Genomic DNA, 15066 nt, shown 5'->3' with positions numbered 1-15066 from the left:
ATGTCGGCCATCTGGTCGGCCTCGTCCAGGACGGTGACCGCGACCTGGTCCAGCCGGCAGTCACCCCGGTCGATGAGGTCCTTCAGGCGACCCGGCGTCGCGACCACGACCTCGGCACCATCCCGCAGCGCATTGCCCTGCCTGCCCACCGGTACTCCACCCACGACAGTGGCCAGGCGCAGCTTCACCGCACGGGCGTAAGGGGCGAGCGCATCGGTCACCTGCTGCGCCAGCTCACGCGTCGGCACGAGGATCAGGGCCAGCGGCTGACGGGGTTCGGCGCGCTGGCCGGCGGTCCGGGCCAGCAGCGCCAGGCCGAAAGCCAGGGTCTTCCCGGAACCGGTACGCCCGCGACCGAGGACGTGACGGCCCGCCAGGGAGTTCGGCAAGGTCGCGCCCTGGATCGGGAACGGCACCGACAGGCCCTGCGCGGTGAGCGCGGCCAGCAGCTGCTCAGGCATGTCGAGGTCGGCGAACGCCTCGACGGCGGGCAGCGCCGGAGTGACCGGCTTCGGCAGCGAGAACTCGCCCTGCGCTGCGGCGGGCCGCCGCCCGGATCCGCCCGAGCGGCTCGGACGCCCGGAACGGCTCGCAGCGGGTGGGCCGGAGCGGTCGCCCTTGCCCGCACCCATGCCATAGCCGAAAGCAAGGCCGCCCGTGCGGTGGCGGGCTCGGGAGGAGCGGTCATTCGTACGTGTCGGGCTCATTCAGAACCTTCCTTGATACGGCACGTATCAAGGAATTCCCGTCGCGAAGAGCAGCGCGAAAAGTCGCAAGAAGGGGCCGAATAGAATGCGATTCGTTGGCCTGCAGTGAATTCGATGCGATGCAGCCGATGAAATGGCCGATGAAATATGTGACGCCATGTGGGCGCTGAATTCCGGAAGTGGAGGGGTGTGGTTCCGGAAGGCATGCATCCCTGAGGGGGAGAGCCTGCGGGCGGTGGTCGGCCCACGCCCGTAGCGAGGCCCTCTTCCATGACTGCCGGCGTCACCGGATCGGTGACCACGAAAAGGCTCACGGGGGGCGTCGCCCGTGGAGGGGCCCGCGGCACGCCCCGGTGCCCAGTGGGCGGTAGGCCTCAGGCGGGAACGATGTTCTCGGCCGTCGGGCCCTTCTGGCCCTGCGCGATGTCGAACGTGACCTTCTGGCCTTCGGCCAGTTCACGGAAGCCTTGGGCGGCGATGTTCGAGAAGTGGGCGAACACGTCAGCGCCGCCACCATCCTGCTCGATGAAGCCGAAACCCTTGGCTGCGTTGAACCACTTCACAGTGCCTGACGCCATGTCATATCTCCTTTGGGGGCCAGCAGTACGCCGGGACCCCTCATGCGGGGGGCCGGGTCGCCGCGATGATGCCCCGTCCGGAAAGGACCGGAATGCGAAACGCTTCCAGCGGCTGAAAGTGCCGGAAAAGCGCCTGAAGGTGGGAACCACAACTGCAACTGACCTTGACAGTAGCATGTGGTAGCGGCCCGCGTACGAAAAAGAATCCACCGGGCCGATTGAGGTAAAGACGCTCCCCGCGTCGCGCGTTGAACCCTCATCTCGCGGACATAGAAATTGATCCGCCCGGAGCGCAGTGTCTCCGGAAGAGCCGTCGTCTTCATGCACCAGGCGACTGTGCCGTGTTCGAGGACTCCCGCCTGGCCCGCGACTTCGCCAGGACTTCGCCTGGGAGGTGCCCCGGCACGCAGACTCGCTGCGTTGTCGGGATCGTCCACGGACGCCTAGCACGAGGACGAGTGCCCCCGACCTTCGGTGGGGGTACCACGCGCCTCGCGTTGGCACGCACCGGACGCCGCGAGCCCCGCCCTCCGGGCGGGCGGCGCCAGTTCTCCAACACGGCCTGGGCCCGGCGACACGATTCGTGCCGTTCATTCGGCGCCGATTTCACCGGCCCGTACGCCGGTCCGCCGCAGATCAGGGCCGCGCAGCTGTTCGCGGCTCGACCCTGATCATATGCGGCACAGCAGAACGCACGCAGAGGACGTAAGCGAAGGAACCTCCGGACATGCCGGCTGACGTGGACGCGATTCTGGCGCACACCATCCCATGGCCACGGGAGACGGCCCCTGCGCCACGCACCGCACCCTCATGTGTGCGGGACCCGCCCGACACCGCAGGCCCGCACTGCATCAAACCTCGGTCGTCGGGTTGGTCGATTCGGCGGCGCGGCGGTATTCGGCGTTGATGCGTTGGGCTTCTTCGAGTTGGTCTTCGAGGATGATGATGCGGCAGGCGGCCTCGATGGGGGTGCCCTGGTCGACGAGTTCCCGGGCGCGGGCGGCGATGCGCAGCTGGTAGCGGGAGTAGCGGCGGTGGCCGCCCTCGGAGCGGAGCGGGGTGATCAGGCGGGCCTCGCCGATGGCGCGGAGAAAGCCCTGGCTGGTGCCGAGTATTTCGGCGGCCCGGCCCATCGTGTAGGCGGGGTAGTCGTCGTCATCGAGACGGCCGAAGGAGTCGTCTGCGGTCATTGCACCTCTCTGGGAACGCGTCGAGGGGCCCTGGTGCCTACCGGCACCAGGGCCCCGAAGGAACTACTACACCATCTGCCGGCCCCAGTACTGCGCCGGCCTTCTGTTTCCGCACACCAACCTGGGAGAGGTTGGGGGATGCGGGGATCGCGGTTGCTTGACCGAAGACCACCTCACTCACGATGTCCTGCGGTACCCGGGCTCAGACATCCACCCGGGCGATCCTGATGGCGCCCGTTCCTCCGTTCTTCCTCTTGATCAACCACTTGCCGAACCGGAACTGCACACTGCTGTCATGCGGGTACTTCTTGTACTGCTGGTGTTGCGTACTGCCGGTGGCCTCGCCCAGCACCACCTTCGGACGCCGGGCCCGTCGCCTGTCTCCTTCGGCTCGGGAACCCGCTCTGCCGAACTGCCCGGTACGCGCGCCCGCAGCCAGCGCCTTTACCGAGGCCCTGCTCACTGACTTCACTGCTGGGTGCTGCGAACCGCACTGACGATTACTGCACTGCGTCAACTGCGGCACTGCTCACGGCGGCCCCTGAACTGCGGGCCCCCCGGCCTGGTCGTCAGCCCCGTCGCCGTCCTGCAACCACTCTGGCTTCGGAACTCCAGCACCAAACCGTCCTACGCGTTGCAACTGCGGGTACTGCTGCCCGGCACTTCTCTGCCGGGCCCGGATGTCGTCTCACGGCTACGAGAGAAACCATAACCACACCAGCGTCCAATGTCTACTCTGGCCAACATAGATTTTCATTCGTCCGGCGGTGAGGTCATCGCTCTCGGGCAACGACGATGACGGGATCAAGCATGATCAACCGCCCAGGCCGGGTACGGACACCGGGCAGGCGTGAGGGCCGGCAGCGCAGGGCACGCGCACTGCTTGCCCTGCGCCCCGGGGGGGCCGTGTCCCCGCTGCTGCCCGGCCGAGGCTCCCCGGCAGGCGCGGACACCAGGCCTGCCGGGCCTGCCGGGGACCGGCCATCACGCGACATCCGGCTGAAGCGGAGCGATAGGCGCGCGCCGGGCGGCCCGTCATACCAATCCCAGGGCCGAAGGGGTGAACGGGGCGCGCGTGGGGCACGGAGGCGGCGCCCGCCGTGCAGCAGGCCACCGGGCCCGGCGGAGAGCCGGGCTTCTGTCACTGCAAAGCCGGGCATGGCCGGGGCTTGCCGCGGGGCGCCGGGGGGAGACCCGGAACGCCGGGCACTCGGGTGCCGGACCGTTCACCGTCTCCGTGCCCCGCACGGCCGCGCTCGACCGGCCGAATCGCCCCCACGCTCTTACGCTCGAGTCATGTCCGAGGTGTTCGCTGCCCGACGAGGGCGGCTGCGGGACAGGTTCGCAGCCGCGGGAAGCGCCGCGGCGCTGGTGTCGCGGCCTGCCAATGTCCGCTATCTCGCAGGCGCCGCGCCCCCAGGCGCCGTACTGCTGCTCGGTCCCGACGGGCCGGGAGGGGACACGCTCGTGAGCCCCAGCACCCCGTCGGGGGACGCGCTGGAAGGCAGGCTCGACGACGAGATGCGGCAGACCGTGCTGTCCGCCGACGGCGGTGACCCCGCCGTCGCCGCGGCACAGGCCGCCCGTGCGGCCGGTGCCGACTCCCTCGCCGTCGAGGAGCACCACCTCACCGTCGCCCGGCACCGGGCCCTCGGTTCCGTCGCAGCCCAGCTGCTCCTGTGCGATCTGGGCGGGGCTGTCGAGCAGCAGCGGACGGTCAAGGACGAGGAGGAGATCGCCTGTATCCGGATCGCCGCCGAGATCGCCGACCAGGCCCTCGGCGAGCTCCTCGAATCCATTCTCGTCGGCCGCACCGAGCGCCATCTCGCCCTCGAACTGGAGCGGCGCCTCGTGGACCACGGCGCTGACGGCCCCGCCTTCCCCACCTGTGTGGCCACCGGGCCCAACGCCGGACTGAGCGGCCACCGCCCCTCCGACCGGCGGGTCGAGGAGGGTGATTTCCTCTCCGTCTGCCTCGGCGCCAACTACCGTGGCTACCGTTGCGAGATCGGCCGGACCTTCGTCATCGGCACCACTCCGGCCGACTGGCAGATCGAGCTGTACGACCTCGTCTTCGCCGCTCAGCGCGCCGGACGTGAGGCCCTGGCGCCCGGCGTCGCCTACCGCGACGTGGACCGGGCGGCCCGCCAGGTACTCACCGGTGCGGGGCACGCCGACGGCCTCACACCCTGGATCGGGCACGGCGTCGGACTCGAAATCGACGAGGACCCGCAGCTGGCCCCTGCGGCCATGGGTAAACTGGACGCTTGTGTGCCGGTCACCGTCGAACCGGGGGTCCACCTCCCGGGCCGGGGCGGGGTCCGGATCGATGACACGCTCGTCGTGCGCCAGGAGGCGGACGGCGGACCCGAGCTACTCACCATCACGACCAAGGAGCTGCTCGCGCTGTAGGCGCGGACCTTCGCACTCCTGGGTCGTCCACCAGCGTCAGTCCAGGAGATTCCGCAACCGTGGCCACCACGAACGACCTCAAGAACGGCATGGTGCTCAAGCTCGACAACGACCAGCTCTGGTCCGTCGTCGAGTTCCAGCACGTCAAGCCCGGCAAGGGCCCGGCCTTCGTGCGCACCAAGCTCAAGAACGTGCTGTCCGGAAAGATCGTCGACAAGACCTTCAACGCCGGCATCAAGGTCGAGACGGCCACCGTCGACCGCCGCGACATGCAGTTCTCGTACATGGATGGCGAGTACTTCGTCTTCATGGACATGCAGACGTACGACCAGCTGCACGTCTCCCGTCCCGCGGTCGGCGACGCCGCCAACTTCCTCATCGAGGGCTTCACCGCCACCGTGGCGACGCACGAGGGCGAGGTGCTCTACGTCGAGCTCCCGGCCGCGGTCGAGCTCGTCATCCAGGAGACCGAGCCCGGCGTCCAGGGCGACCGCTCCACCGGTGGCACCAAGCCCGCCACCCTGGAGACCGGCTACACCATCCAGGTGCCGCTCTTCATCACCACCGGCGAGAAGATCAAGGTCGACACCCGTTCCGGCGACTACCTCGGCCGGGTGAACAGCTAACCGTGGCTGCCCGCAACAAGGCCCGCAAGCGTGCCTTCCAGATCCTCTTCGAGGCCGACCAGCGCGGGGTTTCCGTGCAGACGGTCCTCGCCGACTGGATCCGGCACGCCCGGACCGACGACCGTCAGCCGCCGGTGAACGAGTACACGATGGAGCTGGTCGAGGGGTACGCGAAGCAGGCGGACCGTATCGACGAACTCATCGCCACCTACTCGGTGGGCTGGTCGCTCGACCGCATGCCGGTGGTGGACCGCAACATTCTGCGGCTCGGAGCGTACGAGCTGGTCTGGGTGGACGAGACCCCGGACGCGGTCGTCATCGACGAGGCGGTCCAGCTGGCCAAGGAGTTCTCCACGGACGAGTCCCCCTCGTTCGTGAACGGGCTCCTCGCCCGTGTGAAGGACCTCAAGCCGAGCCTGCGCCGCGAGGCATAGCTCTCCGTTCTCACCACGGTGGCCCCGCAGTACACGTACTGCGGGGCCACCGTGTTTCCGTGAGGGAGCCCAACAGCACTCCCCGCCGCCGGACCAGGTCCGACGAATCCCTGAGCCTGTCCCGACCCCCGACGAAGCCCGGGGGAGACGGGCACTGCGGAGCCGCAACGGGGTGCGGCACGCCGCGACCTGGTCACCCGGCGCCGCGGGACCCCAGGGGACGCGGCCGCGCCGGAAACGCCGCCGGGCCGGCAGAAGCTCTCGCTCCCCCCGGCCCGGCGGCACGTTTCTGCGGAGTCTCAGCCCTCTTCGTGGGCGACCGCACGCCTCGCATCCGCGTCCAGCACGCCCCAGCTGATCAGCTGCTCGGTCAGGACCGACGGGGACTGGTCGTAGATCACGGCAAGCGTGCGCAGGTCGTCCTGGCGGATCGAGAGCACCTTGCCGTTGTAGTCACCGCGCTGGCTCTGGATCGTCGCGGCATAGCGCTGGAGCGGCCCTGCCTTCTCCGCGGGGACATGGGCCAGGCGCTCCAGATCGAGAACGAGCTTCGGCGGCGGCTCGGCGGCTCCGCCGGGCGTGGTGCCCGGGAGGAGCTCCTGCACCGGGACGCCGTAGAAGTCCGCCAGCTCGGCAAGGCGCTGAACGGTCACGGCGCGGTCGCCGCGCTCGTAGGACCCGACGACAACGGCCTTCCAGCGGCCCTGGGACTTCTCCTCCACCCCGTGGAGCGAGAGCCCCTGCTGGGTGCGGATGGCGCGGAGCTTGGCCCCGAGCTGCTTTGCGTATTCGCTGGACATATAGCTCCCCGGACACTGAATCGACGTGCGGCTCGGCCGCGCGGCTGGTCACTCACTGTGAGGTTACGCAGCGTGATTTGGCTGCGTCAAGCCGAAAGGTCCGTGCGACCCTCCCGAGGGGTGTGACCAGGGCACCTGTCAGCCCCTGGTACCGTGGACGACGCACATTCCGACGTCCTTTAAGGTCCGTCCCGTGAGGCGGAGAAGGAGGTCCGTTTCGTATGGACGCACACAGCTCCGATGCCGCGCGCCCCGTCCTTGAGGGCCCCGACATCGCGCGGGTACTGACCCGCATCGCACACGAGATCGTCGAACGCGCCAAGGGCGCCGAAGACGTGGTGCTCCTCGGCATCCCGACGCGCGGGATCCATCTTGCCCGCCGACTCGCCGACAAGCTCGCCGAGATCACCGGACGCACTGTTCCGGTCGGCTCGCTCGACATCACCATGTACCGCGATGACCTGCGGCTTCGTCCCGCTCGGGCCCTCGCGCGCACCGAAATTCCCGCAGACGGCATCGACGGCCGTCTGGTCGTTCTCGTCGATGACGTGCTCTTCTCCGGGCGCACCATCCGCGCCGCCCTCGACGCACTGGGCGACATCGGCCGTCCGCGTGCCGTCCAGCTGGCGGTGCTCGTCGACCGAGGCCACCGGGAACTGCCGATCCGCGCCGACTACGTCGGGAAGAACCTGCCCACGTCGCTCCGGGAGACGGTCAAGGTCCAGCTCGCCGAGGAGGACGGTCGCGACACCGTGCTGCTCGGCCTGGGTGAGACCGCCCCCGCCGGTCAGCCGTAGCACCTCGTACGGTCCGGGACAGCCGTACCTCCCGGACACCGCGCCCGCCCGGCCCAGGGCACCGCGCCCCGCGGTTCTGCGCCTGCGCGCCCGCATGCCCCGCATACCGCCACACACCGGAGCACACCCAGATGAAGCGTCACCTCATCTCGGCCGCCGACCTCACCCGTGACGACGCCGTCCTCGTCCTCGACACCGCCGAGGAGATGGCACGGGTCGCCGACCGGCCGATCAAGAAGCTGCCCACCCTGCGCGGACGTACCGTCGTCAACCTCTTCTTCGAGGACTCGACGCGTACCCGGATCTCCTTCGAGGCCGCCGCCAAGCGACTCTCCGCCGATGTCATCAACTTCTCCGCCAAGGGGTCGTCCGTCTCTAAGGGCGAGTCCCTGAAGGACACCGCGCTCACCCTGGAGGCGATGGGCGCCGACGCGGTCGTGATCCGCCATCACGCCTCCGGTGCGCCCTACCGGCTCGCGAACTCGGGCTGGATCGACGGCGCCGTCGTCAACGCGGGCGACGGTACGCACGAGCACCCCACCCAGGCCCTGCTGGACGCCTTCACGATGCGCCGCCGCCTCGTCGGCCGGGACACGGGCATGGGGCGCGACCTGGAAGGCCGTCGGATCACGATCGTCGGCGACGTGCTGCACAGCCGGGTGGCCCGATCCAACGTCCATCTGCTGCACACCCTGGGCGCCCAGGTCACCCTCGTGGCCCCGCCCACGCTGGTCCCGGTCGGCGTCGGGGCCTGGCCGTGCGAGGTCTCGTACGACCTCGACAGCGTGCTGCCGAAGTCCGACGCGGTGATGATGCTGCGGGTGCAGCGCGAGCGGATGAACGCCGCGTTCTTCCCGACCGAGCGCGAGTACTCGCGCCGCTACGGCCTCGACGGGGACCGGATGGCCCGGATGCCCGGGCACGCCGTCGTGATGCATCCCGGGCCGATGAACCGGGGCATGGAGATCACCGCCGAGGTGGCCGACTCGGACCGCTGTACCGCGGTCGAGCAGGTGGCCAACGGTGTGTCCATCCGGATGGCCGTCCTCTACCTGCTGCTCGGCGGTTCCGAACCCGCCGCGTCCGTCACGAACGCCCGCACCGAGGAGACGAAGTAACCATGAGCAAGATCCTTATCCGTGGCGCGAAGGTACTCGGCGGCGAGGCGCGGGACGTCCTGATCGAGGGCGAGACGATCGCCGCGGTGGGCGCGGAGCTGGATGCCGGCGATGCCACCGTCATCGAGGCCCAGGGCAAGATCCTGCTGCCCGGCCTCGTCGACCTGCACACTCATCTGCGCGAGCCCGGGCGTGAGGACTCCGAGACCGTCCTCACCGGCACCCGCGCCGCCGCCAGCGGTGGCTACACCTCCGTGTTCGCCATGGCCAACACCTTCCCGGTCGCCGACACCGCGGGCGTGGTCGAGCAGGTGTGGCGCCTCGGCCGCGAACACGGCTACTGCGATGTGCAGCCCATCGGCGCCGTCACCGTGGGCCTTGAGGGCAAGAAGCTCGCCGAGCTCGGCGCGATGCACGAGTCCGCCGCGGGTGTCACCGTGTTCTCGGACGACGGCAAGTGCGTGGACGACGCCGTGATCATGCGCCGGGCCCTGGAGTACGTGAAAGCCTTCGGCGGGGTCGTCGCCCAGCACGCCCAGGAGCCGCGGCTGACCGAGGGCGCCCAGATGAACGAGGGCGTCGTCTCGGCCGAGCTGGGCCTGGGCGGCTGGCCCGCCGTCGCCGAGGAGTCGATCATCGCCCGCGACGTGCTGCTCGCCGAGCACGTCGGCTCCCGCGTCCACGTCTGCCATCTGTCGACGGCGGGCTCGGTCGCGATCGTCCGCTGGGCCAAGTCCCGCGGCATCGACGTCACCGCCGAGGTCACCCCGCACCACCTGCTCCTCACCGACGAGCTGGTCCGTACGTACAACCCGATCTACAAGGTCAATCCGCCGCTGCGGACCGAGCACGACGTCATGGCGCTGCGCGAGGCCCTCGCGGACGGCACGATCGACATCGTCGCCACCGACCACGCCCCGCACCCCCACGAGGACAAGGACTGCGAGTGGGCCGCGGCGGCGATGGGCATGGTCGGCCTCGAGACCGCCCTGTCCGTCGTCCAGCAGACGATGATCGAGACCGGACTGCTGACCTGGGAGGGCGTCGCGGACCGGATGTCGTTCGCCCCCGCACGGATCGGAAGGGCCGACGGCCACGGCCGTCCCGTCTCGGCTGGTGAGCCCGCCAACCTCACCCTGGTCGATCCGGCATACCGTGGAACGGTGGACCCCGCGGGCTTCGCCTCCCGCAGCCGCAACACCCCCTACGAGGGCCGTGAGCTGCCGGGTCGCGTCACCCACACCTTCCTGCGGGGCCGGGCGACGCTCATGGACGGGAAGCTGGCGTGACACCTGCACTGATCAATCTGGCAGCCGAACCGGTCGGACCGAAGTCCGCGGAGGTGACCGACTGGGCCGCCCGCATCGGCTGGGTGCTGGGCCTCCTGCTCTTCGTCGCCCTCGTCTACTGGCTGATGCGCCAGGGATGGAAGTGGCGCGGTGAACTCCAGTCGGATCTGCCCGGGCTGCCCACCGTGCCCGAAACCACGGGACCCGCGCGGCTGAGCCTCACCGGCCGCTACCACGGCTCGACCAGCGCGGGCCAGTGGCTCGACCGCATCGTGGCGCACGGCCTCGGCACCCGCAGCCGCGTCGAGCTGAGCCTCACCGACGCCGGGGTCGGCGTCGTACGCCCCGGGGCCACCGATTTCCTCATTCCGGCCGCCGCCCTGCGCGGGGCGCGGCTGGGCAAGGGCATCGCCGGCAAGGTCCTCGCCGAAGGCGGACTGCTGATCATCACCTGGGAGCACGGAGAGCGGCAGATCGACTCCGGCTTCCGCTCCGACCACGCGGCCGAGCACGCCGCCTGGGTCGAGGCCGTCAACGCACTCGGCCCGGCAACCGCGCCGCACACCGCGATCCCGACAGACCCGACAACCGCGCAGCACACCACGATCCCGACGGAAGGCGCCGCACGATGACGACCTCCACCAGGGGAACCCGCGTTCCCGCCGTACTCGTCCTGGAGGACGGCCGCACCTTCCGCGGCCGTGCCTACGGGGCCGTGGGGGTGACCTTCGGCGAGGCCGTGTTCTCCACCGGCATGACCGGCTACCAGGAGACCCTCACCGACCCCTCGTACCACCGCCAAGTCGTGGTGATGACCGCCCCGCACGTCGGCAACACGGGCGTCAACGACGAGGACCCCGAATCATCCCGCATCTGGGTGGCCGGATACGTCGTCCGTGACCCCGCCCGCATCCCCTCCAACTGGCGCTCCCGGCGCTCCCTGGACGAGGAGCTGGCCCGCCAGGGTGTCGTCGGCATCAGCGGCGTCGACACCCGCGCCCTCACCCGCCACCTGCGTGAGCGGGGAGCGATGCGGGTCGGGATCTTCTCCGGGAACGCACTGCCCGACGAGGGCACGATGCTCGCCGAGGTGCGCCAGGCACCCGAGATGAAGGGCGCCGACCTCGCCGCCGAGGTCGCCACCAAGGAGCCCTATGTCGTCCCCGCGGTCGGTGACAGGAAGTTCACCGTCGCCGCCGTCGACCTCGGCATCAAGGGAATGACCCCGCACCGGATGGCCGAACGCGGCATCGAGGTGCACGTGCTGCCCGCCACCGCGACCGCTGACGACGTCTACGCCGTGAACCCGGACGGGGTGTTCTTCTCCAACGGTCCCGGTGACCCGGCCACCGCCGACCACGCCGTATCCGTGATGCGGGCCGTGCTCGAGCGCAGGACGCCGCTGTTCGGCATCTGCTTCGGCAACCAGATCCTGGGCCGGGCGCTCGGCTTCGGCACGTACAAGCTCAAGTACGGCCACCGCGGCATCAACCAGCCCGTACAGGACCGTACGACCGGCAAGGTCGAGGTCACCGCGCACAACCACGGATTCGCCGTCGACGCCCCGCTCGACAAGGTCTCCGAAACCCCCTTCGGCCGTGCCGAGGTCTCCCACGTCTGCCTCAACGACGACGTGGTGGAGGGCCTCCGGCTGCTCGACCAGCCGGCCTTCAGTGTCCAGTACCACCCCGAAGCCGCCGCGGGTCCGCACGACGCCGCGTACCTGTTCGACCGCTTCGTCTCCCTGATGGAGGGCCAGCGTGCCTAAGCGCACCGATATCCAGTCCGTCCTGGTCATCGGCTCCGGCCCGATCGTCATCGGCCAGGCAGCCGAGTTCGACTACTCCGGCACCCAGGCCTGCCGGGTCCTCAAGTCCGAGGGTCTGCGGGTCATCCTGGTGAACTCCAACCCGGCGACGATCATGACCGACCCGGAGATCGCCGACGCCACCTATGTCGAGCCGATCACCCCCGAGTTCGTCGAGAAGATCATCGCCAAGGAGCGCCCCGACGCCCTGCTCCCCACCCTCGGCGGCCAGACCGCGCTGAACACCGCGATCTCCCTGCACGAGGCCGGGACGCTGGAGAAGTACGGCGTCGAGCTCATCGGCGCGAACGTCGAGGCCATCAACAAGGGCGAGGACCGCGACCTCTTCAAGGGCGTCGTCGAGGCCGTCAACCGCAAGATCGGTCACGGCGAGTCCGCCCGCTCCGTCATCTGCCACTCCATGGACGACGTGCTCAAGGGCGTCGACACCCTCGGCGGCTACCCGGTGGTCGTCCGGCCCTCCTTCACCATGGGCGGCGCCGGATCCGGCTTCGCGCACGACGAGGACGAGCTGCGCCGTATCGCGGGACAGGGCCTCACCCTGTCGCCCACCACCGAGGTGCTCCTGGAGGAGTCCATCCTCGGCTGGAAGGAGTACGAGCTGGAGCTGATGCGCGACAAGAACGACAACGTCGTGGTCGTCTGCTCCATCGAGAACTTCGACCCGATGGGCGTGCACACCGGTGACTCCATCACCGTCGCCCCGGCGATGACCCTGACCGACCGCGAGTACCAGATCCTGCGTGACATCGGTATCGCCGTCATCCGCGAGGTCGGCGTGGACACCGGCGGCTGTAACATCCAGTTCGCCGTCGACCCCGAGGACGGCCGGGTCATCGTCATCGAGATGAACCCCCGGGTCTCCCGGTCCTCGGCACTGGCATCCAAGGCCACCGGCTTCCCGATCGCGAAGATCGCCGCCCGGCTCGCCGTCGGCTACACCTTGGACGAGATCCCCAACGACATCACCGAGCAGACCCCGGCCTCCTTCGAGCCGACGCTCGACTACGTGGTGGTCAAGGCCCCGCGCTTCGCCTTCGAGAAGTTCCCGTCCGCCGACAACACCCTCACCACCACCATGAAGTCGGTGGGCGAGGCCATGGCGATCGGCCGCAACTTCACCGAGGCCCTCCAGAAGGCGTTGCGCTCCCTGGAGAAGAAGGGCTCGCAGTTCGACTTCACGAGCCCGCTCGGCGACAAGGCCGAGCTGCTGCGCGATTCCGCCCGTCCCACCGACGGCCGGATCAACACCGTCATGCAGGCGATCCGCGCCGGTGCCACCCCCGAGGAGATCTTCGAGTCCTCGAAGATCGACCCCTGGTTCGTGGACCAGCTCTTCCTCATCAAGGAGATCGCCGACGAGCTGGCGGCCGCCGGCAAGCTCGACCCCGAGCTGCTCGCCGAGGCCAAGCGGCACGGCTTCTCCGACACCCAGATCGCCGGGATCCGCGGACTGCGCGAGGACGTGGTCCGTGAGGTGCGGCACGCCCTCGGCATCCGGCCCGTCTACAAGACGGTCGACACCTGCGCCGCCGAGTTCGCCGCGAAGACCCCGTACTTCTACTCCTCGTACGACGAGGAGACCGAGGTCGCCCCGCGCCAGAAGCCCGCGGTGATCATCCTCGGCTCGGGACCCAACCGCATCGGCCAGGGCATCGAGTTCGACTACTCCTGCGTCCACGCCTCCTTCGCGCTGAGCGAAGCGGGCTTCGAGACCGTGATGGTCAACTGCAACCCGGAGACCGTCTCCACCGACTACGACACCTCCGACCGGCTCTACTTCGAGCCGCTCACCCTCGAGGACGTGCTGGAGATCGTCCACGCCGAGACCCTCGCCGGCCCGGTCGCCGGTGTGGTGGTCCAGCTCGGCGGGCAGACCCCGCTGGGCCTGTCGCAGGCGCTCAAGGACAACGGCGTCCCGGTCGTGGGCACCTCGCCCGAGGCGATCCACGCCGCCGAGGACCGCGGCGCCTTCGGCCGCGTACTCGCCGAGGCCGGGCTGCCCGCTCCCAAGCACGGCACCGCGAGCACCTTCGCCGCGGCCAAGGCGATCGCCGACGAGATCGGCTACCCCGTCCTCGTACGCCCGTCGTACGTGCTCGGCGGCCGCGGCATGGAGATCGTCTACGACGAGACCCGCCTCGAGTCGTACATCGCCGAGTCCACCGAGATCAGTGCCGACCGCCCCGTGCTGGTCGACCGCTTCCTCGACGACGCCATCGAGATCGACGTCGACGCCCTCTACGACGGCACCGAGCTCTACCTCGGGGGCGTCATGGAGCACATCGAGGAGGCCGGTATCCACTCCGGCGACTCCGCCTGCGCGCTGCCCCCGATCACCCTGGGCGGCTTCGACGTCAAGCGGCTGCGGGCCTCGACCGAGGCGATCGCCAAGGGCGTCGGTGTGCGCGGACTGATCAACATCCAGTTCGCGATGGCCGGCGACATCCTGTACGTGCTGGAGGCCAACCCGCGTGCCTCCCGTACCGTGCCCTTCACCTCCAAGGCCACCGCGGTGCCGCTCGCCAAGGCTGCCGCGCGGATCTCGCTCGGCGCCACCATCGCCGAGCTGCGTGCGGAGGGCCTGCTGCCCGCTGAGGGCGACGGCGGCACGCTGCCCATGGACGCCCCGATCTCCGTCAAGGAGGCCGTGATGCCGTGGAGCCGCTTCCGCGACATCCACGGGCGCGGTGTCGACACCGTCCTCGGCCCGGAGATGCGCTCCACCGGCGAGGTCATGGGCATCGACTCGGTCTTCGGCACCGCCTACGCCAAGTCCCAGGCCGGCGCCTACGGCCCGCTGCCCACCAAGGGCCGCGCCTTCATCTCCGTCGCCAACCGCGACAAGCGCTCGATGATCTTCCCGGCCCGTGAGCTGGTGGCCCACGGCTTCGAGCTGCTCGCCACGTCCGGCACGGCGGAGGTGCTCAAGCGCAACGGCCTCAACGCCACCATCGTGCGCAAGCAGTCCGAGGGCGAGGGCCCGAACGGCGAGCGGACCATCGTCCAGCTCATCCACGACGGCCAGGTCGACCTGATCGTCAACACCCCGTACGGCACCGGCGGCAGGCTCGACGGCTACGAGATCCGCACGGCGGCCGTGGCCCGCGGAGTCCCGTGCCTGACAACGGTCCAGGCGCTCGCCGCCGCCGTCCAGGGCATCGACGCGCTCAACCACGGAGGCGTGGGAGTGCGCTCACTCCAGGAACACGCGGAACACCTGACCGCGGGCCGCGAGTAGCAGCCGAGAGGGGGACACCGGCAACGGTGTCCCCCTCTTCATGAAG

At 69.6% G+C, this 15066-nt stretch carries 14 protein-coding genes; 9 read left to right on the top strand and 5 right to left on the bottom strand.

The genetic code is table 11. The annotated features are described in order from the left end of the window. From ABZ532_RS25290 to ABZ532_RS25275, 4 genes are all read right to left on the bottom strand, one after another. On the bottom strand, positions 1-707 hold a 707-nt coding region (locus ABZ532_RS25290; protein WP_361288031.1), incomplete at its 3' end, for a DEAD/DEAH box helicase. Between the two features lie 374 nt (positions 708-1081). Beyond that, positions 1082-1285 (bottom strand): cold-shock protein, encoded by a 204-nt coding sequence (locus ABZ532_RS25285; RefSeq protein WP_030722003.1) that lies wholly within the window; start codon positions 1283-1285, stop codon positions 1082-1084. A gap of 851 nt (positions 1286-2136) precedes the next feature. Further along, on the bottom strand, positions 2137-2475 hold the full coding sequence (locus ABZ532_RS25280) for a MerR family transcriptional regulator (protein WP_361288027.1): 339 nt from the start codon (positions 2473-2475) through the stop codon (positions 2137-2139). Between the two features lie 202 nt (positions 2476-2677). Then, positions 2678-2830, bottom strand: a complete 153-nt coding sequence (locus tag ABZ532_RS25275; protein ID WP_361288024.1) for a hypothetical protein — start codon at positions 2828-2830, stop codon at positions 2678-2680. Positions 2831-3771: 941 nt separating this feature from the next. Between ABZ532_RS25275 and ABZ532_RS25270 the strand changes: the two genes are divergently transcribed. Genes ABZ532_RS25270 through nusB form a run of 3 tightly spaced genes read left to right on the top strand, consistent with a single transcriptional unit; the run spans position 3772 to position 5947 of the window. Continuing rightward, the gene (locus ABZ532_RS25270) at positions 3772-4887 is read left to right on the top strand and encodes an aminopeptidase P family protein (RefSeq protein ID WP_361288021.1); all 1116 of its coding nucleotides are present in this window, start codon (positions 3772-3774) and stop codon (positions 4885-4887) included. A gap of 59 nt (positions 4888-4946) precedes the next feature. Then, the gene (gene efp / locus ABZ532_RS25265; RefSeq protein WP_361288018.1) at positions 4947-5513 is read left to right on the top strand and encodes an elongation factor P; all 567 of its coding nucleotides are present in this window, start codon (positions 4947-4949) and stop codon (positions 5511-5513) included. Between the two features lie 2 nt (positions 5514-5515). Then, positions 5516-5947, top strand: a complete 432-nt coding sequence (gene nusB, locus ABZ532_RS25260; protein ID WP_361288015.1) for a transcription antitermination factor NusB — start codon at positions 5516-5518, stop codon at positions 5945-5947. 299 nt (positions 5948-6246) lie between these two features. Here nusB and bldD read toward each other — a convergent pair whose 3' ends face one another. Beyond that, positions 6247-6747 (bottom strand): transcriptional regulator BldD, encoded by a 501-nt coding sequence (gene bldD, locus ABZ532_RS25255; RefSeq protein ID WP_017945577.1) that lies wholly within the window; start codon positions 6745-6747, stop codon positions 6247-6249. Positions 6748-6968: 221 nt separating this feature from the next. Between bldD and pyrR the strand changes: the two genes are divergently transcribed. The 6 genes from pyrR (at position 6969) to carB (ending at position 15020) form a co-directional block, all read left to right on the top strand. Then, the gene (pyrR, locus tag ABZ532_RS25250) at positions 6969-7544 is read left to right on the top strand and encodes a bifunctional pyr operon transcriptional regulator/uracil phosphoribosyltransferase PyrR (protein ID WP_361288012.1); all 576 of its coding nucleotides are present in this window, start codon (positions 6969-6971) and stop codon (positions 7542-7544) included. Positions 7545-7675: 131 nt separating this feature from the next. After that, positions 7676-8662 carry an aspartate carbamoyltransferase catalytic subunit gene (locus ABZ532_RS25245; protein WP_361288009.1) on the top strand — a complete coding sequence of 329 codons (987 nt, stop codon included), beginning with the start codon at positions 7676-7678 and terminating at the stop codon, positions 8660-8662. Between the two features lie 2 nt (positions 8663-8664). Next, entirely contained in the window at positions 8665-9951 is a 1287-nt protein-coding gene (locus tag ABZ532_RS25240; protein ID WP_361288006.1) for a dihydroorotase, read from the top strand. After that, positions 9948-10583 carry a hypothetical protein gene (locus ABZ532_RS25235; RefSeq protein WP_361288004.1) on the top strand — a complete coding sequence of 212 codons (636 nt, stop codon included), beginning with the start codon at positions 9948-9950 and terminating at the stop codon, positions 10581-10583. The genes ABZ532_RS25240 and ABZ532_RS25235 overlap by 4 nt, the downstream gene beginning before the upstream one ends. After that, a complete protein-coding gene (carA, locus tag ABZ532_RS25230) occupies positions 10580-11719 on the top strand; it encodes a glutamine-hydrolyzing carbamoyl-phosphate synthase small subunit (RefSeq protein WP_361288001.1) in 1140 nt (379 codons plus the stop codon). The genes ABZ532_RS25235 and carA overlap by 4 nt, the downstream gene beginning before the upstream one ends. Further along, complete coding sequence (gene carB, locus ABZ532_RS25225) at positions 11712-15020, top strand: carbamoyl-phosphate synthase large subunit (protein WP_361287998.1); 3309 nt, start codon at positions 11712-11714, stop codon at positions 15018-15020. Before carA ends, carB begins: the two co-directional genes overlap by 8 nt. Positions 15021-15066: the final 46 nt, after the last annotated feature.

The organism is Streptomyces sp. NPDC019396, assembly GCF_040632375.1.
GTDB lineage: Bacteria > Actinomycetota > Actinomycetes > Streptomycetales > Streptomycetaceae > Streptomyces.
The sequence above is the reverse complement of the archived record's forward strand: the minus strand, read 5'-3'. Positions and strand labels throughout refer to the sequence as shown.

What these genes read in the sequence shown, in the direction of transcription:
- ABZ532_RS25285 (WP_030722003.1), bottom strand. Translation starts at nt 1,285, where the DNA reads ATGGCGTCAGGCACTGTGAAGTGGTTCAACGCAGCCAAGGGTTTCGGC.
- ABZ532_RS25280 (WP_361288027.1), bottom strand. Translation starts at nt 2,475, where the DNA reads ATGACCGCAGACGACTCCTTCGGCCGTCTCGATGACGACGACTACCCC.
- ABZ532_RS25270 (WP_361288021.1), top strand. Translation starts at nt 3,772, where the DNA reads ATGTCCGAGGTGTTCGCTGCCCGACGAGGGCGGCTGCGGGACAGGTTC.
- bldD (WP_017945577.1), bottom strand. Translation starts at nt 6,747, where the DNA reads ATGTCCAGCGAATACGCAAAGCAGCTCGGGGCCAAGCTCCGCGCCATC.
- pyrR (WP_361288012.1), top strand. Translation starts at nt 6,969, where the DNA reads ATGGACGCACACAGCTCCGATGCCGCGCGCCCCGTCCTTGAGGGCCCC.
- ABZ532_RS25245 (WP_361288009.1), top strand. Translation starts at nt 7,676, where the DNA reads ATGAAGCGTCACCTCATCTCGGCCGCCGACCTCACCCGTGACGACGCC.
- ABZ532_RS25240 (WP_361288006.1), top strand. Translation starts at nt 8,665, where the DNA reads ATGAGCAAGATCCTTATCCGTGGCGCGAAGGTACTCGGCGGCGAGGCG.
- carA (WP_361288001.1), top strand. Translation starts at nt 10,580, where the DNA reads ATGACGACCTCCACCAGGGGAACCCGCGTTCCCGCCGTACTCGTCCTG.